This is a genomic window from Promicromonospora aerolata, assembly GCF_042682255.1.
Taxonomy (GTDB): domain Bacteria; phylum Actinomycetota; class Actinomycetes; order Actinomycetales; family Cellulomonadaceae; genus Promicromonospora; species Promicromonospora aerolata.
Map to the genome: position 1 here is coordinate 5,412,719 of NZ_JBHUHF010000001.1, position 19,326 is coordinate 5,432,044.

22 protein-coding genes are annotated in these 19,326 nt (G+C 71.3%); 10 read left to right on the top strand and 12 right to left on the bottom strand.

All coding sequences use genetic code 11. The features are described 5' to 3' along the window. Entirely contained in the window at positions 1-1,533 is a 1,533-nt protein-coding gene (locus tag ACFSL2_RS24030) for a sulfatase-like hydrolase/transferase (RefSeq protein ID WP_377200251.1), read from the top strand. 80 nt (positions 1,534-1,613) lie between these two features. Then, the gene (locus ACFSL2_RS24035; protein ID WP_377200252.1) at positions 1,614-2,102 is read left to right on the top strand and encodes a nitroreductase/quinone reductase family protein; all 489 of its coding nucleotides are present in this window, start codon (positions 1,614-1,616) and stop codon (positions 2,100-2,102) included. Here ACFSL2_RS24035 and ACFSL2_RS24040 read toward each other — a convergent pair. The 3 genes from ACFSL2_RS24040 to ACFSL2_RS24050 are packed head-to-tail and all read right to left on the bottom strand — an operon-like array spanning position 2,097 to position 4,136. Beyond that, complete coding sequence (locus ACFSL2_RS24040; protein ID WP_377200253.1) at positions 2,097-2,912, bottom strand: anti-sigma factor family protein; 816 nt, start codon at positions 2,910-2,912, stop codon at positions 2,097-2,099. The genes ACFSL2_RS24035 and ACFSL2_RS24040 overlap by 6 nt on opposite strands. Next, on the bottom strand, positions 2,909-3,433 hold the full coding sequence (locus tag ACFSL2_RS24045; protein ID WP_377200254.1) for a sigma-70 family RNA polymerase sigma factor: 525 nt from the start codon (positions 3,431-3,433) through the stop codon (positions 2,909-2,911). Before ACFSL2_RS24045 ends, ACFSL2_RS24040 begins: the two co-directional genes overlap by 4 nt. 19 nt (positions 3,434-3,452) lie before the next feature. Beyond that, positions 3,453-4,136, bottom strand: a complete 684-nt coding sequence (locus ACFSL2_RS24050) for a YceI family protein (RefSeq protein WP_377200255.1) — start codon at positions 4,134-4,136, stop codon at positions 3,453-3,455. Positions 4,137-4,436: 300 nt separating this feature from the next. Between ACFSL2_RS24050 and ACFSL2_RS24055 the strand changes: the two genes are divergently transcribed. The 3 genes from ACFSL2_RS24055 to ACFSL2_RS24065 all read left to right on the top strand — a co-directional run bounded on the left by ACFSL2_RS24055 (position 4,437) and on the right by ACFSL2_RS24065 (position 6,026). Continuing rightward, positions 4,437-4,811, top strand: a complete 375-nt coding sequence (locus ACFSL2_RS24055) for a hypothetical protein (RefSeq protein WP_377200256.1) — start codon at positions 4,437-4,439, stop codon at positions 4,809-4,811. A gap of 90 nt (positions 4,812-4,901) precedes the next feature. Then, positions 4,902-5,240: a hypothetical protein gene (locus tag ACFSL2_RS24060; protein ID WP_377200257.1), complete on the top strand. Its 339-nt coding sequence runs from the start codon at positions 4,902-4,904 to the stop codon at positions 5,238-5,240. 108 nt (positions 5,241-5,348) lie between these two features. Next, entirely contained in the window at positions 5,349-6,026 is a 678-nt protein-coding gene (locus ACFSL2_RS24065; protein WP_377200258.1) for a DUF429 domain-containing protein, read from the top strand. Positions 6,027-6,042: 16 nt separating this feature from the next. Here ACFSL2_RS24065 and ACFSL2_RS24070 read toward each other — a convergent pair whose 3' ends face one another. From ACFSL2_RS24070 to ACFSL2_RS24090, 5 genes are all read right to left on the bottom strand, one after another. Next, on the bottom strand, positions 6,043-6,708 hold the full coding sequence (locus ACFSL2_RS24070) for a class I SAM-dependent methyltransferase (RefSeq protein ID WP_377200259.1): 666 nt from the start codon (positions 6,706-6,708) through the stop codon (positions 6,043-6,045). Positions 6,709-6,761: 53 nt separating this feature from the next. Then, positions 6,762-7,322, bottom strand: coding sequence for a peptide deformylase (gene def / locus ACFSL2_RS24075; protein ID WP_377200260.1), 561 nt, complete (start codon positions 7,320-7,322; stop codon positions 6,762-6,764). 64 nt (positions 7,323-7,386) lie between these two features. After that, positions 7,387-8,115, bottom strand: coding sequence for an AAA family ATPase (locus ACFSL2_RS24080; RefSeq protein ID WP_377200261.1), 729 nt, complete (start codon positions 8,113-8,115; stop codon positions 7,387-7,389). 23 nt (positions 8,116-8,138) lie between these two features. Further along, complete coding sequence (locus ACFSL2_RS24085) at positions 8,139-9,311, bottom strand: UDP-N-acetylglucosamine--N-acetylmuramyl-(pentapeptide) pyrophosphoryl-undecaprenol N-acetylglucosamine transferase (RefSeq protein ID WP_377200262.1); 1,173 nt, start codon at positions 9,309-9,311, stop codon at positions 8,139-8,141. A 151-nt stretch (positions 9,312-9,462) separates the two neighbouring features. Then, on the bottom strand, positions 9,463-10,224 hold the full coding sequence (locus ACFSL2_RS24090) for a hypothetical protein (RefSeq protein ID WP_377200263.1): 762 nt from the start codon (positions 10,222-10,224) through the stop codon (positions 9,463-9,465). Between the two features lie 197 nt (positions 10,225-10,421). On the opposite strand from ACFSL2_RS24090, the gene ACFSL2_RS24095 reads away from it, so the two are divergent. Further along, positions 10,422-10,739, top strand: a complete 318-nt coding sequence (locus ACFSL2_RS24095; protein ID WP_377200264.1) for a helix-turn-helix domain-containing protein — start codon at positions 10,422-10,424, stop codon at positions 10,737-10,739. A gap of 34 nt (positions 10,740-10,773) precedes the next feature. Here ACFSL2_RS24095 and ACFSL2_RS24100 read toward each other — a convergent pair whose 3' ends face one another. Further along, on the bottom strand, positions 10,774-11,361 hold the full coding sequence (locus ACFSL2_RS24100) for a ClpP family protease (RefSeq protein WP_377200265.1): 588 nt from the start codon (positions 11,359-11,361) through the stop codon (positions 10,774-10,776). After that, on the bottom strand, positions 11,358-11,987 hold the full coding sequence (locus ACFSL2_RS24105; protein ID WP_377200266.1) for a ClpP family protease: 630 nt from the start codon (positions 11,985-11,987) through the stop codon (positions 11,358-11,360). The genes ACFSL2_RS24100 and ACFSL2_RS24105 overlap by 4 nt, the downstream gene beginning before the upstream one ends. A 305-nt stretch (positions 11,988-12,292) precedes the next feature. Here ACFSL2_RS24105 and ACFSL2_RS24110 point away from each other — a divergent pair, with 305 nt between their 5' ends. Then, a complete protein-coding gene (locus tag ACFSL2_RS24110; protein WP_377200267.1) occupies positions 12,293-12,481 on the top strand; it encodes a hypothetical protein in 189 nt (62 codons plus the stop codon). A 9-nt stretch (positions 12,482-12,490) separates the two neighbouring features. Here the strand turns inward: ACFSL2_RS24110 and ACFSL2_RS24115 are convergent, their stop codons facing one another. Beyond that, positions 12,491-13,282: a transposase family protein gene (locus ACFSL2_RS24115; protein ID WP_377197979.1), complete on the bottom strand. Its 792-nt coding sequence runs from the start codon at positions 13,280-13,282 to the stop codon at positions 12,491-12,493. Between the two features lie 334 nt (positions 13,283-13,616). Next, the gene (locus ACFSL2_RS24120) at positions 13,617-14,384 is read right to left on the bottom strand and encodes an IclR family transcriptional regulator (protein WP_377200268.1); all 768 of its coding nucleotides are present in this window, start codon (positions 14,382-14,384) and stop codon (positions 13,617-13,619) included. Between the two features lie 167 nt (positions 14,385-14,551). Between ACFSL2_RS24120 and hutH the strand changes: the two genes are divergently transcribed. The 3 genes from hutH to ACFSL2_RS24135 are packed head-to-tail and all read left to right on the top strand — an operon-like array spanning position 14,552 to position 19,326. Continuing rightward, positions 14,552-16,201 (top strand): histidine ammonia-lyase, encoded by a 1,650-nt coding sequence (gene hutH / locus ACFSL2_RS24125; protein WP_377200269.1) that lies wholly within the window; start codon positions 14,552-14,554, stop codon positions 16,199-16,201. A 27-nt stretch (positions 16,202-16,228) separates the two neighbouring features. Next, entirely contained in the window at positions 16,229-17,902 is a 1,674-nt protein-coding gene (locus tag ACFSL2_RS24130) for a urocanate hydratase (RefSeq protein ID WP_377200270.1), read from the top strand. Continuing rightward, positions 17,899-19,326 (top strand): allantoate amidohydrolase, encoded by a 1,428-nt coding sequence (locus ACFSL2_RS24135; RefSeq protein ID WP_377200271.1) that lies wholly within the window; start codon positions 17,899-17,901, stop codon positions 19,324-19,326. Before ACFSL2_RS24130 ends, ACFSL2_RS24135 begins: the two co-directional genes overlap by 4 nt.

The window sequence follows — 19,326 nt, forward strand, 5'->3', positions numbered from 1 at the left end:
GTGGCGGACGCAGCGACCGGACAGGGCCCCGAGGCGACGTCGCGGCGGAACGTCCTGTTCCTCATGACCGACCAGCACCGGGCCGACACGCTGGGTGCCTACGGCAACGCGCAGGCGCGCACGCCGGTGCTCGACGAGCTGGCCCGTACGGGTACGCGGTTCGACCGGTGGTACACGCCGACCGCGATCTGCACGCCGTCGCGGGCGAGCCTGCTCACCGGGCAGGCACCGTTCCGGCACCAGGTGCTGGCCAACCACGAGCGCAACGTGGGCTATCAGGAGGACCTGGCCGACGGCACCTTCACCTACGTGGAGGCGTTGCGGGAGCACGGGTACAACACCGGGCTCGTCGGCAAGTGGCACGCCGGCACCGTGAAGGACGCGGCGTACTTCGGGTTCGACGGGCCGGACCTGCCGGGCTGGCACAACCCCGTGGAGAACGAGGACTACCTGGCGTACCTGAAGGACAACGACCTGCCGCCCTACGAGATCAGCGACCGGGTGCGCGGCACGCTGCCCAACGGCGGGCCGGGCAACCTGCTGGCGGCACGGCTGCACCAGCCGGTCGAGGCCACGTTCGAGCACTACCTGGCGACCCGCACCATCGAGCTCTTGGAGAAGTACGCGGACGACTACCGCAGCGGAGCGCGGCCGTTCTTCCTGGAGCTCAGCTTCTTCGGGCCCCATCTGCCGTACATCGTGCCGGACGAGTACTTCGACATGTTCGACCCGGCCGACGTGGAGCTGCCGGCCTCCATCGCCGAGACGTTCGAGGGCAAGCCGCCCGTCCAGGCCAACTACAGCGCGCACTGGACCTTCGACACGATGCCCATCGAGGTGACGCGCAAGCTGATCGCCGTCTACTGGGGGTACGTGACGCTCATCGACCAGCAGATCGGCCGCGTCATGGACGCGCTCGAGCGGCTGGGCCTGGTGGACGACACCGCGGTGTTCTTCACCTGCGACCACGGCGAGTTCACCGGGGCGCACCGCCTGCACGACAAGGGTCCGGCGATGTACGAGGACATCTACCGCACGCCCGGCCTCCTGCGGGTCCCGGGCGGCCCGGCGGGCCAGGTGCGGACCGAGTTCGTGAGCCTCCTGGACTGCACGGCCACGATCCTCGAGCTGGCCGGCATCGACCCGAAGCCGGCGATCGACTCGCGCAGCCTGCTGCCCCTGGTCGAGGGCCGCGAGGTCGAGTGGGAGCAGGACATCGTGTGCGAGTTCCACGGGCACCACTTCCCGTACCCGCAGCGCATGCTGCGGGAGGACCGGTACAAGCTGGTGGTCAACCCGGACTCCGTGAACGAGCTGTACGACCTGGAGACCGACCCGCACGAGCTGACGAACGTCTACGACACGCCCGGGCCGGCCGAGGTGCAGCGCCGCATGATGGGGCGGCTGTACCGGTTGCTCCGCGACCGCGGCGACAACTTCTACCACTGGATGACGACGATGTACGACGTCGGGGAAGTGGACCACGACCCCACCCAGTCGGGCCTGGACGAGACGACCTACGCCCCGCGGTAGCCGGTTGACCATGCACTTGCTGCCAGGATGTTCGTGATTTCGGCAGCAAGTGCATGGTCGTTCCCGCTATCGTGATCAGTGTGTCGAACGAGCACAGGCCAGTCTCCGCACCGCGGGTTCCGCCCCGGTGGTTCGTCCGTACGGTGTGGGCGCTGCACCGCGGCCTGTACCGGGTCACCGCCGGCCGGGTGGGTCTTCGCCGTCCGAGGGGGCACAGCTGGGGAACCCTGCGCCTGACGACCACGGGGCGCCGCACCGGGCGCGAGCACAGCGTGATCATCGCCTACCTCGAGGACGGGCCGAACTACATCACCCTGGCGATGAACGGCTGGGCCGACGGCGAGCCCGCCTGGTGGCTCAACCTGCAGGAGCACGCCGAGGCCACGGTGGACGTGGCCGACGGGTCCCACTTCGTGCAGGCGCACGCGGCACAGGGGGAGGAGCGCACCCGTCTCTGGAGCCTGTGGCAGGAGATCGACGCGCACCTGGACGCCTACGCGGCGCTCCGGTCGACCGAGACCGCGGTCGTCGTGCTGGAGCCGCGCCCCGAGCCCCGGCGGCTGTCATAGGGTCGCCGCCGCGAGTGCCTCCTCCTGCCCGTCGAGCGTGATCTCGATGCGGTCCACGTCGGTCAGCGGGACGGCCGACGACGCGTCGAGGCCCGTGGTCGTGCCTCCCGACCAGGACCAGGTCCCGGCCACCGTGCGTGCGCCGTCCTGGCCGACCAGCACGAGCTCGTACGTGATCGGCTCCGCCGGCGTGTAGCGCCCGTCGGGCTGCTGCCCCGGTGCCGGCGGGTAGTGGCAGCTCCAGCGGAGGCTCGTGCCCCAGGTGGTGGGCGTGACGACCAGCTCGGCGCGCATGTCGGCGTCGCCCACGGGGCGCAGCTCGATCGTCCGGGCCCCCGCGACGGTGGCCGACGGCGGCGTCCCCGCCCCGCCCGGCGTCCCGAACAGGCCGTCGTCGGCGAGGACCGAACCGCCGACAGCGCCGGCGACCACCAGGGCCGACGCCGCGACGGCAGCCAGCGACCGGCGTCGGGTGCGGGACCTGCGTGCCGCGCCCGCGAGGCCGGCGAGCGAGACCACGGGATCCGGCGCGGAGCTCGCGGCGTACGGCCCGGGGGCGTGGGGCGTGGACCCGCCGCCGTCGGACACCTCCGGAGCCTCCGCCACCAGTGCCTCCGCGTGCGCGGGGGTCAGTGTGCCGAGCAGGCCCGGCATGCCGGCGAGCTCGGCGACCGCCGAGCGGCACGTGTCGCACTCGGCCAGGTGTCGCTCGTAGGCGCGGCGATCGCTCGGGCTCAGGGCGCCGAGCACGTAGGCCGCGTCCCATTCCGCGTAGTGGTCGCCGCCGTGTCCTGGGTCTGCCGGGATCATGACGTGACTCCTTTCTCCTGCAGGGCCAGGCGCAGCGCGCGCAGCCCGTAGTGCAGCCGCGACTTCACCGTTCCGGGCGCGACGCCCAGCTCGGTCGCGAGCTCGGCCACCGAGCGGCCGCCGTAGTAGGCGCCCACGACGACCGCCCGGTGTGCCGGCGAGAGCGACACGAGCGCGTCGGCGACGAGCCAGGAGTCGAGCACGGCCTGCGTCGTGTCCCGTTCCTCGCGGTCGGGCACGTGCCCGGTGGCGCGCTCGCGGGTGCGCCGGGCACTGCGGAGGTGGTCGACGGTGAGGTTGCGTGCGACCGTGAACAGCCAGGCCCGCACCGATTCCTCGGACCGTTCGAGCACCTCGGGGTGCCGCCACGCGCGCAACAGCGTCTCCTGCACGACGTCGCGCGCCTCCTCCTCGTCGCCCGTGCGGCGCACGACGTACCGGTACAGCGCACCGGCGTGCGTGTCGTGCACGGCGGCGAGGAGCTCGTCCTCGGCGCCCGCCGGCGAGTCGCCTCTGGTCACGGTCCGGTCGCCTCCGTCGTTACTGCTCGGGCTGGAGCTGCAGCGAGAACTCGATGCTGCCCTCATCCTCCACCGTCACGAAGCCGAGCGACGGGGCTTCGACGTCGAAGTCGGAGAACGTGACCGGTACGCTGCCGATGACCTGCACGGGGTCGCCGGTGGTCGCGTCGCCCGCGACCTCGGCCTCGACCGTCGCGGGCTGCGTGACGCCGTGGATCGTGAGGTCGCCCATCAGCTCGACGGTGGTGGCGCCCTCCTCGATCGGGGCCGGCTCGGTCAGCTCGAAGGTCGCCGTCGGGTAGGTGTGCGCCTCCATCGCCTCGTCCCGGAAGTACGCGTCGCGGTTCGCCTCGTCCGTCGCCACGCTCGCGACGTCCACCTCGACGCTCGCCTCGCTGACGGCGCCGTCCGCGACCGTGATCGAGCCGGTCACGTCCTCGGTCCGCCCCGTGACCGTCACGTCCTCGCCCTGCAGCACCTCGTCGACGCGGTACCCGGCGAACGACCCGTCGCCGATCGTCCACGTGCCGGCGGCCGCCTCGGCGTCGGGCAGGGGGACCGCCGACGACTCGAGCGTGGGGGCGTCCGCGGCCGCCTCGTTCGCCCAGTCGGCGTACAGGCCTGGCCCGAAGACCACCGCCGCCGCACCGATCACGACCACCCCAGCGCCGACACCGACCGCCACCTTTGTCCCTCTGCGCACGCTCCGCCCCTCTCGTTCGCAGGCCGACCCGTTGCCGGCCTCTGCCCTGCACTACGGATGAAAGGGGGCATTGGTTCAATCGTCCGGAAACTGGCCGGCTGAGTCGGTGAGTTCGGTCGGTCGTCGGACCGATCTCGCCGGCTTCGGTCCGTTGACTCGAGATCGGTCGGTTGTTTGACCGATCTCGAGTCATCCGACCGATCTCAATTGCGTGCGAGGAGGTGGGGACGAAGGTAGGGCCTCGGTGACCGGTGACGACGCGTTGGCCGTCATCGGATGCATTCCCCATAGGGTCTGGGGATGCGTACCCGAACGGCGATCAGGAGCGTCGTGGCACTCGTAGCGGTCGCGGCGGTGGGCGTGGCCCTTCCCCCGCTCTCGCTGGCCCTCGACGAGTCGGCCATCCCGCCGGCGTCGTCGCTCCCTCCGCTGCCCGACGGCGCCCGAGTGACTGCCGAGGGGATGGGCTGCGGCTCCGGGGGCTGCTGGGTGGAGCTGACGGTCGACCCGCCGGCCGGTATGTCGGGCGAGGAGCTGGCGTCGGAGGTGGTGGCCGGCGGCACGGTGTGCGCCTTCCAGGGCGTGCTGGACCTGCGGCGGGTGTGCACCGGGGTGATCGGTGCAGGGGCGGGAGATGCGCGGTTCTTCGTGCAGTACGACCGGTGGGTGGATTGATAGCTGGCCCAGTAGAGCAATCGTCAGCCCAGCGGGTGATCTCTTCTGACTGGACGCCAGGGCGACCCCCGTAGTGTCAGTATGAGAGCTGTGTTCGACGCCCAAGAAGTGACCAATTTCGTCGTGGCTGCGGCGACGGTTGCAGCGGCGGTCTTTGCGGGTCGGCAGGTGCGTGAGCTGGTCCGGCAGCAGCGCCAGGCCGAGCAGTTGGAAACCAGAGCAGTCTCTGTGATGTGGCAGGCGAAGAGCGCGCCACACAAGCCGGATGGAGCTGACGGGACACGAACGATTCGGGCCACATTCGACGCCGACGTGAGGATCGAGAAGACGATGTCGGCGACGGTTGCCTTCGACGACATGCATGGAAGGTCGCAAGTCACGACATGGCCCCGTTCGAGATCACAACAAGTGGCCGCCGCAGCCCACTGAGATGCCGGCTTCATCGCACCTTCGATGCTGTTTGTTACGTTACGTTGCGGTGAACGCGGACCGCGGAACGCCTGAACCCAGCCCTTCCGCTAGACGGATCATGTGCTGATGGTCCGGGTGATGGGAGTCGACGCAGCGGGGAGGAACTGGGTCGCGGTCGCGAGCGATCTGCGTACCTACGCATCACCGACACTGGTCGGGCTGCTCGCTGCCGCAGATGCTGATGGGGCGGTCGAGGTGGTGGGTATCGACATCCCAATTGGTCTGCCAGACGGGCTCGAGCCCAGGGAGGCTGACGTACTGGTGCGGAAGGCTGTCGGACCACGGTGGCCGTCAGTGTTCATGACACCGCCTCGAACCGTGCTGGCTGCGCCGGACTATCAGGCCGCCTCCAACGAGGCCCGCCGGGTGATGCGGAAGGGGATCAGCCGGCAGGCGTGGGCCCTGGCCGCTCGGATCCTCGAAGTAGACGAGGTCGTCCGCGCATCGGGTCGTCAGATCGTCGAGGTGCATCCCGAGATGTCGTTCACCGTCCTGGCGGGCCGATTCATACCTGCTGCGAAAGCGACGTGGGCAGGTCTGGAGGACCGGCGTCGGCTGCTCGCGGAAGCGAACTTCGTCCTGCCTGCGAATCTTGGTCCTGCAGGGCTGGTGGCCGGCCCGGACGACGTGCTCGATGCCGCTGTCGCGTGCTGGAGCGCAGCGCGGGTTGCAGCAGGAGAAGCGGCACGGTATCCCGACCCGCCGGAGCTGCTCGATGGAATTGCCTCGTGCATCCATGCATAACGCTGACTCCAGCGGCTCAGGCCCGGCGGAACTCCGCGCGCCAGATTCCGGGGCGGTTCGGGGTTCCAGGGGCGGGAAGCTGCTCGATCGACACGGCCGACAGTCCGTCCGTGCCGAATGCCTCGATCTCCGCCCGGGTCAGTGGCCAGGGCGGGCCGTCGTCGTCGCCTTCTTCGGCAATGGCCTGGACCGCGAGCAGGGTTCCGCCCGGCGCCACCAGCGAGCGGACGCCGGCGGTGAGCCCGTCGCGCACGCTGCGGTTCACCGCCTGGACGGTGTAGATCTCGACGACCAGGTCGAAGGCGCCGACCCACGCGCGGGGCAGGTCGAGCAGGTCTCCGACGGCGTAGGTCACCGAGGAGCCGGGGTTCCGGTCGCGGGCCGCTGCGACAGCGGTGGGGGAGATGTCGAACGCCGTCGTCTCGTAGCCGAGCCGGGACAGGTGCTCGGCGTCGGCGCCCAGCCCGCACCCGACGACGACGGCGGTGCCGCTCGCCGTGCCCGAACTGGGGGCGCCTGCCCAGGTGGCCAGTGCCGGGTGCGGTTCGTCCCGGTCCCACGGCATCGTGACGTCGCCGTCGCGGGCGGACGCCCAGAGCCGCTCGAACCAGCCGGTCGGGTCGGACGGGTCGGCGTTGCCGAGCAGTGCGGTCTCGGACTGCCAGGAACGGGGGTCGGTCACGGCGTCGACCCTAGTCAGGCGCCGGGTGGTCCACAAGAAGACCGCTGGTGGCGTCAGCCCGCCGGCCGGTGGTGGTCCAGGTAGTTCTGGACGGTCGTGAGGCTGGCCAGGTCTGCCATGCGGTCGAGGTACACGAGACCGTCGAGGTGGTCGATCTCGTGCTGCACGACCCGGGCGGGGTAGCCGGTGAACTCCCGCGAGACGCTCTCGCCGGTCTCGGTGGTGTACCGGACGGTGAGGCGCTCCGCCCGCGGCACCTGGCCCATGTAGCCGGGCACGCTGAAGCAGCCCTCCCAGTCCAGCACGGTCTCGTCGGAGCTCTCGACGACGACGGGATTGACCAGCTGGATCAGCCCGGTCTCCGGCCGGTCGGGAAAGACGTCGGTCTTGCGCACCTCGACGACCGCAGCCCTCACCGAGATCCCGATCTGCGGCGCGGCGAGCCCTGCACCGCGGAGCGCGCGCAACCGGGTGACCAGGGCCTTCAGCAGTTCGCCGGCTTCCGCGGTGTCGACCTCCGTGGTGGGGGCCTTGAGCCGCGGGTCTCCGATCGTGACGACGCCGTCGTCGGCGACGCCCTGGGCCCAGCTGCTGCCGCTCTGCGGTGAGGACATCGGTGCTCCGTTCCTGTTCGGTTGGTTCTCACAGTAGGGCGCCTCCGCCCGGGGAGCCGCTCGTCTAGGTGGTGGTGTCGAAGAAGGTGTCGGGCCGACCCAGGAATCTCTTCCACAAGCCCACCGACTGCAGCTCGGCCCACTCCCGCTCAGTGATCCCCTCGTCGGTCATCTCGAGGATCTGCGCTCCGGGAAGCGCAGCGACCATGGGCGAGTGCGTCGCGTAGATCACCTGGGCGGGGAACTCGGTGACCAGGTCCTGCAGGCGGTACAGCAGCTGCAGCGTCGACTCGAACGACAGCGGCCCCTCGGCCTCGTCCAGGAGGTACAGGCCCGGCCCGTCGAACCGTCCCATGATCGCCTGGAGGTAGGACTCGCCGTGGCTGACCTCCCAGGACGGCTTGTCGCCGTAGCCGGGCATCCCCGCCCCGGTCATGTACTCGAGCATCCCGAAAGCTGTCTCGGCCCGCAGGTAGAAGCCCTTGGCGTTGCGGCGGGTCATCCCCGACCCGGCGCGCGTGCGGTCCAGCATGATCGCCTCGCCGAGCGGGCTCGTCTCCAGGGTGCTGGCGTACTTGCGGCCGCCGTGCCCGCCGCGGACGTCCAGGCCGTAGCCCTCGGCGATCGCTTCCAGCAGGGTGGACTTGCCACTCCCGTTGGCGCCGACGAGGACCACGATGCTGCTGCTCAGCCGGATGCCCTGGGCGGCGAGGTCACCGATGGCCGGCACGGTCCAGGGCCACTGGCCCTCTTCGACGACTGCCGGCTTGACCCGGACCCGTTCGATGAGCACCGAGACAGCGTAGCGAGGGTTCGTCAGGCGTTGGCGGGCCGCGCCGCCTCCAGCAGCACGTCCACCAGCCGCTCGGCGGCGTCAGGACGCCCGTGCTCCCGGGCGGCGTGGGACATCCGCTCGCGCCGTCCGGCGTCGAGCAGCGGTCTGAGCGCCGCCCGGAGGTCCGTCTCGTGGAGGTCGCCCTCCAGGGCGATAGCCGCACCCAGGTCCTGGAGCCGGCGCGCGTTGTGCGCCTGCTCGTTCCCGGCCGCTGAGGCGAGCGGGACCAGGACGGAGGGCTTGCCCAGTGCCGTCAGCTCGGCGATAGTCCCGGCGCCGCTCCGGGAGATGACGACGTCGGCGAGGGCGAGCACGTCCGGCAGCTCGGCGCCGACGAACCCCAAGACGCGGTAGCGGGCGCCGAGCTCGGCCGGGAGGGCGGCGGTGCGCTCGAACATGTCCTGGAGGTTGTTCGGCCCGCACTGGTGGATCACGTTCGCGCGCTGGAGCAGCCACGGCAGCGCCTCGGTGACGAGCGTGTTGATCTGGACGGACCCCTGCGCGCCGCCCGTCACGTACAGGACCGGGAGGTCCGGGTCGAACGAGTCCAGGCCGAGCGCGTCGACGGCCTTGAGCGGCTCCCCGGTCATCACCTCGGCGCGGACCGGGTTGCCGGTCACGACGGTCCGCTCGCGCACGCTCTCGGGCAGCAGCTCGAGGGTGGACGGCGAGGAGACGGCGACGCGGGTGGCGCGCTTGGCCAGGAGGCGGTTGGCGAGCCCGAGCCGCACGGTCTGCTCGTGCACCACGAGCGGACGCCGCAGCAGGCCGGCGGCGAGCCCGATCGGGACGGCGACGTAGCCGCCCGTCGACAGGATCACGTCCGGCTTGAACTCGGCGACGATCGATCTGGCCTGCGCGACGCCGAGCGGCACACGCGCCATGTCCTTCATGTTGGCGGCCGACAGCATGCCCAGCGGGTTGCTCGAACGGCGGATCTTGCCCGTGGCGACCGACACGAAGCGGATGCCCTCGGATGCGGTGACCTTGGCCTCCAGGCCTTCGGCGGTGCCTGCCCAGAGGACGCTGACCGCTGTGCCTTCCCCCGTGAGCCTGGCCTGGAGGGCGCGGAGCGTGGTCAGGGCCGGATAGGTATGCCCACCGGTCCCTCCACCGGTGACGAGCAGACGGAACTCGCGCGGGTGTGAACTCACGAAGACATCTCCCAGGACGGCAGGGGTGGGGGGCGCGGGTCAACTGTAGAGGATCGACGGGGGCACAGAACTTCGCGTTCGTGGTCCGGAGCCACGGACGTGGTGTCCTGTCCGCGACATCGGTGCGCCCCCCGTGATCCGGGCCGCCCCATCACTCCTGTGCGACTACGGCCAGCTCCCGCTCCGGGTACACCGCGACGTCCACCAGTGTCCGGTTCCCGAGCGGCTCGTCCAGCTCGATGGTGAACGGCGTCGGCGGGTTGGACGGACAGTTCTGGCCGTCCCCCGGCGGGGCTTCGACGCCGATCACGAGCTCTACCCGGTCCTCGAGCTCGACCAGGTGCTCCACCCTGACCCGGCCATCTGCCGGCTTGCCGCTCGCACAGTCGATCTCGGTGACGAGCACGGGTACCTCCGAGGACGCGGCGTCCGGCGGGTTGTCGGGGTCGAGCCCGACGATCGCGTCGCCGAGCTCGCCCAGGTCGTAGCGCAGCGCACAGTCGCCGTGCTGCCAGAGCTGCCAGCCCTCGCCGCCCTCCTCGGTCTGGTCGGTCCACTCGATGCCCAAGAGCTCATGCGTGCGTTGTTCGCCGTCGCTGTCACGCGGCTCGGGCAGCTCCCGGATCAGGTAGACCCGCGTGCTTGTCTCCGTCAGCACACGCCACTGCTCCGGCTCGATGGCGGGGACGCTCGCCCCGTCCAGTGCCGCGGCGGCCTCGTCACCGAGCTCATCGGCGGTGGCGCCGTCGGTGAGGACCGCCGCCGGGACCGGCGTGCCGTGGCAGAGGTATCCGCGCGGTTCCCCGGATGTGCCGACACCGGCCGCCCCACCCGCGGTACCCGGCTGAGCGCAACCACCGACCAGCCCCACCAGGAAGACCGCCCAGACCTGCACCAGCCTGCTCCGTCGCATCTCGGCTCCCCGGTCACCGGCCGCGTCGCTCGCGGCGTCTGTCCTGAATCTGTCCCACGCCGGCCCAGCCTTGCAGCTGTCCGGTGTCAGTTCCCGGCTCTCGGGGACCGGTTCGTGTCGTCATGACTGTGCCGTGTCGGTCGCTGCTCTCAGCAGAAGCGCCGACGTCGGCCGAGGGTGCGGTTCTACGCTCAGGTATGACCCGAACCCCGTCGACGTCGACGACACGAGAGCCGCTCCTGCGGCACCTGCTCGGCGAACGCCTGCGACAGCTGCGGCACGTGCGCGGCGAGACGCTGGACCAGACCGCCCGCCGCGCCGGGATCTCGCCGCAGTACCTCTCGGAGATCGAGCGTGGCGTCAAAGAGCCGTCGAGCGAGATGATCGCGGCGATCACCGGCGCGCTGGACGTCACCCTGGTCGACCTGGTTGCCGCCGTCGCCGACCGCCTGGTCGTCGTCCGCGACACCGCACGGCAGCCCACCTGCCAGGCGGCCTTCGCGCTCGCGGCGTGATGCCCGGGCCCACCGGCCCGGGCATCACACCGCGTCATCGCTGGTCGATCACGTGGTCCAGGAGGCCGTAGTCGCGTGCGGCTCCGGCGGTGAAGATGCGGTCGCGGTCGGTGTCGGCGCGGAGGGTGCCGACGCTCTGACCCGTGTGCTGGGCGAGCGCGACCTCCATGTCGGCACGGATGCGGACCACCTCGTCGGCCTGCAGGATCAGGTCTGGGATCGCGCCACGGCCCTGTGCCGCGGGCTGGTGCAGGATGACCCGTGCGTGCGGGAGCGCCGCCCGCTTGCCGTCGGCCCCCGCGGCGAGCAGCACGGCCCCGACCGCGACCGCCTGCCCCACGACGGTGGTCGACACCTGCGGCCGGATGTAGCGCATCGTGTCGTAGATCGCCATCCCGGCGCTCGGGTCTCCGCCCTCGCAGTTGACGTAGAGCTGGATGTCGCTGTCCGGGTTGCTCGACTCCAGGTGCAGCAGTTGCGCGATCAGGGCGTTGGCGACGCCGGCGTCGATCGCGGTGCCCAGGTAGATGATCCGTTCGGAGAGCAGCTGGGAGTAGACGTCCATGATCCGCTCGCCCCGAGGGTGCGACGCGATGACGTTCGGGATGGTGTAGCTGCTCATCGTGCGTCCCCCTCGGCTACGGCGCTGAACCCGGTCGGCTGACGGTCGCGCGGTCTGAGCCCGTCGAAGCCCTGCACGATCGTGTCGATGAAGCCGAAGTCGAGAGCCTCCTCGGCCGTGTACCAGTGGTCGTGCAGCGAGTCCTCGAAGATCCGCTCGACCGGCTGCCCGGTGTCCTCGGCGACCAGGCGCAGCACGGTGTCCCGGGTGTGTCGCAGGTCGTCCGCCTGCAGCTCGATGTCGACGGCGGTGCCGGCGATCCCGGCCGAGCCCTGGTGCATCAGGACCCGGGAGTTCGGCAGCGCCCTGCGCTTGCCCGAGGTGCCTGCCGAGAGGAGGAACTGGCCCGCGCTGTAGGCGATCCCCAGCACGAGCGTCGACACGTCGTTGGGGATGGTTCGCATGATGTCGCGGATCGCCAGCATCGCGGGCACCGATCCGCCCGGAGAGTGGATCCACAGGTCGATGTCGGTGGACGAGTCCTCCGTGGCCAGCGCGATCAGCTGGGTCATCAGGAGCGTCCCGTTGTCGTCGTCCAGAGGTCCGTCGAGAACCAGGACACGCCGCTCGTACAGCTCGCGGCGTGCGTGCTCGCCGAACATCGGCGCCTTCGGTGATTCGGTCATGACCCCACCGTGCGCTTCGCGGAGGGGGTCGCGGGGCCGGATCTGCCGTCAGCAGGACTGCTCTGAGCAGCGAGCATGTCGCAGACCTACGAGAGCGTCGTTCCGGTGCGAGGAAATGTGCGGCCACGAACCGTAGAAAGGTGATTCATTTCTACATTCCGCATTTATCTTGACGACACTCTGTCGACGCTGGCAGTATCTGGCTCCCTATCGAGCTGAGTGCCAAATCGCCACGAGTTGAAGGTCACGTCGATCGGCCCTGGCCCGCAATTACTACCGCAATTACTACAGAGAGCAGAAAAGCCATGGGCGACGGGATCGCGGCGGGCGTCATCGTGAAGGTCACCGGAGTGTCGAGCACGGAGCGGGGCGCGGAGGGCGTCGTGCAGGCCATCCGGCGCGGGTGGACCGGCAAGGAGGCGGTGGTGCTGGCGCCAGGTCCCCTGCGGTCGCGAGAGTTCACCGTTCCGGTGGCGGATCTTTCGCGCAAGTAAGAGCGTTATTCAGCTGGCCAGTCGGTAGAACTCCAGGTTGACGATCACGTGGATGACGGTTGGGAGTTCGCTCAGGCGTCCGCGGTAGCCGGTGGCGAGGGTCTTCCACTGCTTGAGCAGTCCGATGGCTCGTTCGACCGGGGCGCGGAAGCTGGCTACGGCGCGGTTGAACGCGATGTCTTCGGGTGTGCGCTCGACATCCTTCGGCTTCTTCAACGGGGTCCAGTCGGTGTGCCGGCTGTAGGCGCTGTCGCCGAAGACGGCCAGCTGCGGGTTGTGGTCGGTGGCGGCACGGATCTGGTAGCCCCACCCCACCAGGTCCAGGGCCACCGAGTCGTGGCGGCGGCCGGGCACGGGGTCTGAGACGTCGGTCAGGGTGCCGTCGGGCCGGGCCGCGACCTGCACGTTGAGTGCCTGCTTGCGGTGCTTGCCGTTGAAGTTCTCCTTCCCGGTCGCGGTGCGGTTGCCGGTCGGGACCGGGGTCCCGTCGATTAGGACGACGCCGGAGGCGAGAGCGTCGGTCAGGCGGGCGCGGTCCATCATCGTGACCATGCCCAGGATCGGTAGCAGGTAGCGGTAGATCCGCGAGACCGTGGACTGGGAGACGCCGTGCAGGTCTGCGGTGACCTGCTGGGCGAGGTTGTGGCGCACCATCACCAGGACCATCACCACCGCCTGGTCGACCGGCATCTCGAAGTCGTACCGCTGCTCGTCGGGACGGGCGGCGTGGACCTGGTGAACGCGGCCGATCAGCTCGGAGGTCTGGGCAGGGCTCAGCCCGCAAGTAGAGTGGTACGGCATCGGTCCTTCGCTCGGCTTGATGGGGTCTCGACAACCACGATCAAACCGGACGCAAGGACCGTTGCGCTATCTGCCCGATCTTGACCCTGACAAGCAACGATGCAGGTCAGGGCGTCACACAGTCATGGGCACTCCCAAGCCGCTGAATAACGCTCTAAGTCGATCAGTCGTCGCGCGCGAGCGGTCCAGGCATCAAGAATTGTGTCATTACCGCGGCAGTTCGAGACATTGTCGGCAGGCATATTCTTGCAGGTCAGGAGTCATTTCCGACGCATGATGTGCGCGGGCAGCCAACGCCAGGGACCAGTGCGACAGCGAGGCGCCCGAGCCGGTGTCACCGCGCCCCCAGCCTCCGGCTGACCTCCCGCGCCGCCCGGGTCGCCTGCTCCGCGAGACCGGCTCGCGCGTCGTCGTCGTAGGCCTCCGACCGGAACGTCACCGCCAGCCCGGCGACCGGCCGCCCCGTGTGGTCCACCACGGCAGCCGCGACCGACGCGAACCCGGCCGACACCTCGCCGTCCTCCTCCGCGAACCCTCGCTCACGAGCCGACCGCAGCACGGTCCGGAGCTCCCGCAGCGTCCGCGGTCCTGCCCCGGTCAGCCCGGTGAACGAACCCGGCGTCGGGTACAGGGCCCGCACCTGCGCCGGCGGCAGCAGCGCGAGCACGGCCCGCCCGCTCGCGGTGAGGTGGCTCGGGAGATGCACGTCGACGTCGGTCACCAGAGGCGGGCGCCCCGCCGCCCGCTGCTCCACCAGGTACAGCACCTCGCGGCCGTTGAGCACCGCGAGGTGCCCGTTCTCACCGGTGGACTCCACGAGCCGGGCGACGACGGGTGCGGCCAGCCGGGTGAGCGGCGCCTGCCGGGTGTACGCACTGCCCAGGCCGAGCGCGGCGACGCCGAGGCCGTAGCGCCGTTCGTCGGGAAAGTGCCGCACGAAACCTTCGTCGCCCAGCACGGACAGCAGGTGGTAGACGCTCGAGCGCGGCACCCCGATGCCGTGCGCGATGGCGCCGGCGGGCACCGGACCGGTCTGTGCCGCGAGGAACGTGAGCAGCCGCGCCGTGGTCCGTGCGGCCGGAACGGTACTGCTGCCAGCCATGCTGCCTCCAGGGACGGGGCCGGGTGATCGGCAATCTGTCAGGTGATCGGCAGCCCGAGTTGCCGGTCACCTGACGAACTACCGACCACCTTCGGTTGTCTGGTATCTCAGACTGTAACCGGCCTGGGTGGGGGGACGGAGGGAGCGGGGCGGGGTTTCATGGGGGGATGAGCACCCTGCACCACACGGAGCCGACGCCGGCCACCCGCCCGGCCGGTCCGGACCTGCCCCAGCACGTCGTCCTGGACGGGACGCCGCTGACCGTCGACCAGGTGGTCGCGGTCGCCCGCTACGGCGCCTCCGTCGAGATCCACGAGAGCGCCGTGGCCCGCATGGCCGAGAGCCGCGCCGTCATCGACGGACTGGCTCAGGACACCGTGCCCCACTACGGCGTCTCCACGGGCTTCGGCGCCCTCGCCCGCCGCCACATCCCCACGGAGATGCGGGCCCAGCTCCAGCTCAGCCTGGTGCGCTCGCACGCCGCCGGGTCCGGCCCCGAGGTCGAGACCGAGGTGGTGCGCGCACTGCAGCTGCTGCGCCTCGCGACGCTCGTCACCGGCCACACCGGTGCACGCCCCGTCACCGCGCAGACCTACGCCGCGATGCTCAACGCCGGCATCACGCCGATCGTGCACGAGTACGGTTCGCTCGGCTGTTCCGGGGATCTCGCGCCGCTCGCCCATGTCGCGCTGGCCACCATGGGGGAGGGGCGGGTGCGGGTGGTGCCGCCCAGCGCCTCGAAGGGCTCGACCAGCGGGGCAGCAGGCGAGGTCGTCGATGCCGTCGAGGCACTCGCCGAGGCCGGGATCGACCCCCTGCTGCTCGCCGAGAAGGAGGGCCTCGCCCTCATCAACGGCACCGACGGCATGCTCGGCATGCTCTGCCTCGCCCTCCACGACCTGCGCCGGCTCCTCACCACCGCCGACGTCGCCGCGGCGCTCAGCGTCGAGGCCTTGCTCGGGTCGGACGCCCCGTTCGCCGAGGACCTCGTCGGGATGCGCCCGCACCCGGGCCAGGCGGCGTCGGCGTCGAACCTGCGCAAGGTCCTCGCGGGGTCACCGCTCATGGCGAGCCACCGCGAGCTGGACGAGAACGGCAACCCCGCGTGCACCCGCGTGCAGGACGCCTACTCGCTGCGCTGTACCCCGCAGGTGCACGGCGCCGCCCGCGACACCCTGGAGCACGCGGCCACGGTGGCGGGCCGCGAGCTGGCCTCCGCCATCGACAACCCGGTGGTGACCTCGGACGGCCGCGTGGAGTCGAACGGCAACTTCCACGGGGCACCCGTCGCGTACGTGCTGGACTTCCTCGCCATCGCGACCGCCGACCTGGCGAGCATGAGCGAGCGCCGCACCGACCGGTTCCTCGACGTCTCCCGCTCCGAGGGCCTGCCGGCATTCCTCGCGCACGACCCCGGCGTCGACTCCGGCCACATGATCGCCCAGTACACGGCGGCGGGGATCGTCTCGGAGCTGAAGCGGCTGGCAGCGCCGGCCAGCGTGGACTCCATCCCGAGCTCCGCGATGCAGGAGGACCACGTGTCCATGGGATGGTCCGGCGCCCGCAAGCTCCGCCGGTCCGTCGACGGGCTCACGCGCGTGCTCGCGATCGAGGTGCTCACGGCGACGCGCGCGCTGGACTTCCGCGCCGAGGCCCCCGCAGCGGGGACGGGCGCCGTGCACGACGCCGTCCGCGCCGTGGTGCCCGGTCCGGGACCCGACCGCTACCTCGCCCCGGAGATCGAGCACGTGGTCGAGCTCGTGGCGACCGGCGCCGTCGCGACGGCCCCCGCGGCCGCCGTCGGCCCCCTGATCTGACACGCCTACAACCAAGGAGAGGGACGCATGGAGACGTATGACCGGGGGACGCCCGTGAGGGTTCGTGCGGCGCGCGGCACCAGCCTGACCGCCCGCAGCTGGCAGACCGAGGCCCCGCTGCGCATGCTGATGAACAACCTCGACCCCGAGGTGGCCGAGCGGCCCGACGACCTGGTCGTCTACGGCGGCACCGGGCGCGCGGTGCGCGACTGGCCGAGCTACCACGGGATCGTCCGCTCGCTCACCGACCTGCGCGAGGACGAGACGCTGATGGTGCAGTCGGGCCGCCCGGTCGGCGTGCTCCGCACGCACGAGTGGGCGCCGCGGGTGCTGATCGCCAACTCCAACCTCGTGGGCGACTGGGCGACGTGGCCGGAGTTCCGCCGCCTGGAGCAGCTGGGCCTGACGATGTACGGCCAGATGACGGCCGGATCGTGGATCTACATCGGCTCGCAGGGCATCCTGCAGGGCACGTACGAGACGCTGGCGGCGGTGGCGGCCAAGAAGTTCGGCGGAACCCTCGCGGGGACGCTCACCCTGACCGGCGGCTGCGGTGGCATGGGTGGCGCCCAGCCCCTGGCCGTCACGCTCAACGGCGGCGTCTGCCTGGTGGTCGACGTCGACCCGGCCCGGCTGCACCGCCGCGTCGACACGCGCTACCTCGACGTCGTCGCCTCGTCGCTGGACGAAGGGGTCGAGCTGGCCCTCATGGCCAAGAAGGAGCGCCGGGCGCTGTCGGTGGGCGTGGTCGGGAACTCGGCCGACGTGGTGCCGGAGCTGCTGCGTCGCGGCGTCGAGGTCGACATCGTCACGGACCAGACCTCGGCGCACGACCCGCTGTCGTACCTGCCGTCCGGCGTCGCGCTGGAGGACTGGGCCGACCTCGCCGAGAAGGACCCGGCCGGGTTCACCGACCGGGCCAGGGAGTCGATGGCCCGGCACGTCGAGGCCATGGTCGGCTTCCAGGACGCGGGCGCCGAGGTGTTCGACTACGGCAACTCGATCCGCGACGAGGCCCGCCTGGGCGGGTACGACCGGGCGTTCGACTTTCCCGGCTTCGTGCCCGCGTACATCCGGCCGCTCTTCGCGGAGGGCAAGGGCCCGTTCCGCTGGGCGGCACTGTCCGGTGACCCGCGCGACATCGCGGTGACCGACCAGGCCGTGCTGGACCTCTTCCCCGACGACGACCACCTCGGCCGCTGGATCCGTGCCGCCCAGGACCGGGTCGCGTTCCAGGGGCTGCCGGCCCGCATCTGCTGGCTCGGGCACGGGGAGCGCGACGTCGCGGGAGTGCGGTTCAACGAGCTCGTGGCGTCGGGCGAGATCTCCGCGCCGCTCGCCATCGGGCGCGACCACCTGGACTCCGGCTCCGTGGCCTCCCCGTACCGGGAGACCGAGTCCATGGCGGACGGCTCGGACGCCATCGCCGACTGGCCCCTGCTGAACGCCCTGATGAACACCGCGTCCGGTGCCACGTGGGTCTCGATCCACCACGGCGGCGGCGTCGGGATGGGACGGTCGCTCCACTCCGGGCAGGTGTCCGTGGCCGACGGCACGCCGCTCGCCGCCCAGAAGCTTGCCCGGGTGCTCGCGAACGACCCCGCGACAGGGGTGCTGCGGCACGTCGACGCCGGGTACGACGACGCCGTGGCGGCCGCCGAACGGGGCGGGCTGCGCGTGCCGATGCGGGAGACGCCGTGACCGGAACCCCGGTAGGCACGACGTCGGTGGGGCAGCTGCTCGGGGCGATCGCCGACGTCGGGCGGGCGCCGTCGGGCGGCTACGAGCGGTTCGCGTGGACCGCGCACGACCTGGCCCTGCGCGAGTGGTTCGCCGCCGAGGCCGACGCACGGGGCCTGGCCGTGGTGACCGACCGCGCCGGCAACCAGTGGGCGTGGTGGGGCGACCCGGACGTCGACGGGCCGGGTGTCGTGACCGGCAGCCACCTCGACTCGGTGCCCGGGGGCGGCGCGTTCGACGGTCCGCTCGGGGTGGCGAGCGCGTTCGCGGCGCTCGACGCCCTGCGCGCCGCGGGTGTGCGCCCGGAGCGGCCGCTCGGGATCGTGAACTTCTCCGACGAGGAGGGCGCCCGGTTCGGGCTCGCCTGCCTGGGCTCGCGGGCCGTCACCGGGACGGTCGGCGCGGACAAGCTCCTCGCGCTGCGCGACGGCGCCGGGGACAGCCTCGCGGACGTGCTGCGGCGGGTCGGCGAGGACGCGGCCGATGGCGGCCTGGTCGGGCACTACGGGCGGGACGACGAGGCCCTCGCACGCGTCGGCGTCTTCGTCGAGCTCCACGTGGAACAGGGGCGCTACCTCGCCGATCTGCCGGTGGACGAGGAGGCTCCGGTCGCCGTCGGCGCCGCGATCTGGCCGCACGGCCGCTGGCGCGTCGACCTCGCGGGCGAGGCCAATCACGCCGGTACCACGCCGCTGGCCCACCGCCACGATCCGATGCTGGACCTCGCCCGGCTCATCACCGACGTGCGCGCGGCCGCCGAGCACGCCGGGGCGCTTGCCACGGTGGCCAAGGTCCAGGTCGAGCCGAACGGCGTCAACGCGATCCCGTCCCGGGTCCGGGCCTGGATCGACGCTCGCGCGGAGACGGAGGAATCGGTCCTGGCCGTCCTCGGTTCGCCGAACGCCGTGGCGGTGGCGGATCCAGGCTCCATAGCGCAACCAGCACGGCGTTCGGCCGAGAGAGCCGACGGGGGAGTCAGGGGTGGGGGGTGGGGGGTGGTCGAGGAGTCCTGGACTCCTGCGACCGTGTTCGATGTTGAGCTCGCGGGGCGGCTGGCCGACATCGTCGGGCGGCCGGGCTCCGGCAGGCCCGCACCGGTGATCGGGACGGGCGCCGGGCACGACGCCGGCATCTTCGCGGCGGCCGGGTTCCCCACCGCCATGCTGTTCGTGCGCAATCCCACGGGGATCTCGCACTCGCCCGCCGAGCACGCGGAGAACGCCGACTGCGACGCCGGAGTCCGCGCCCTGACGGCAACCCTCAGGGCCCTCCTCACGGAAGGGCCCGCCGGGCCCTCCGGCCCCGCCGGGCCCTCCGGCCCCGCCGGGACCGCCGTGGTCGGTAGAACGTCAGGTGGTCGGCACCCCGAGGAACCGAACACGTGA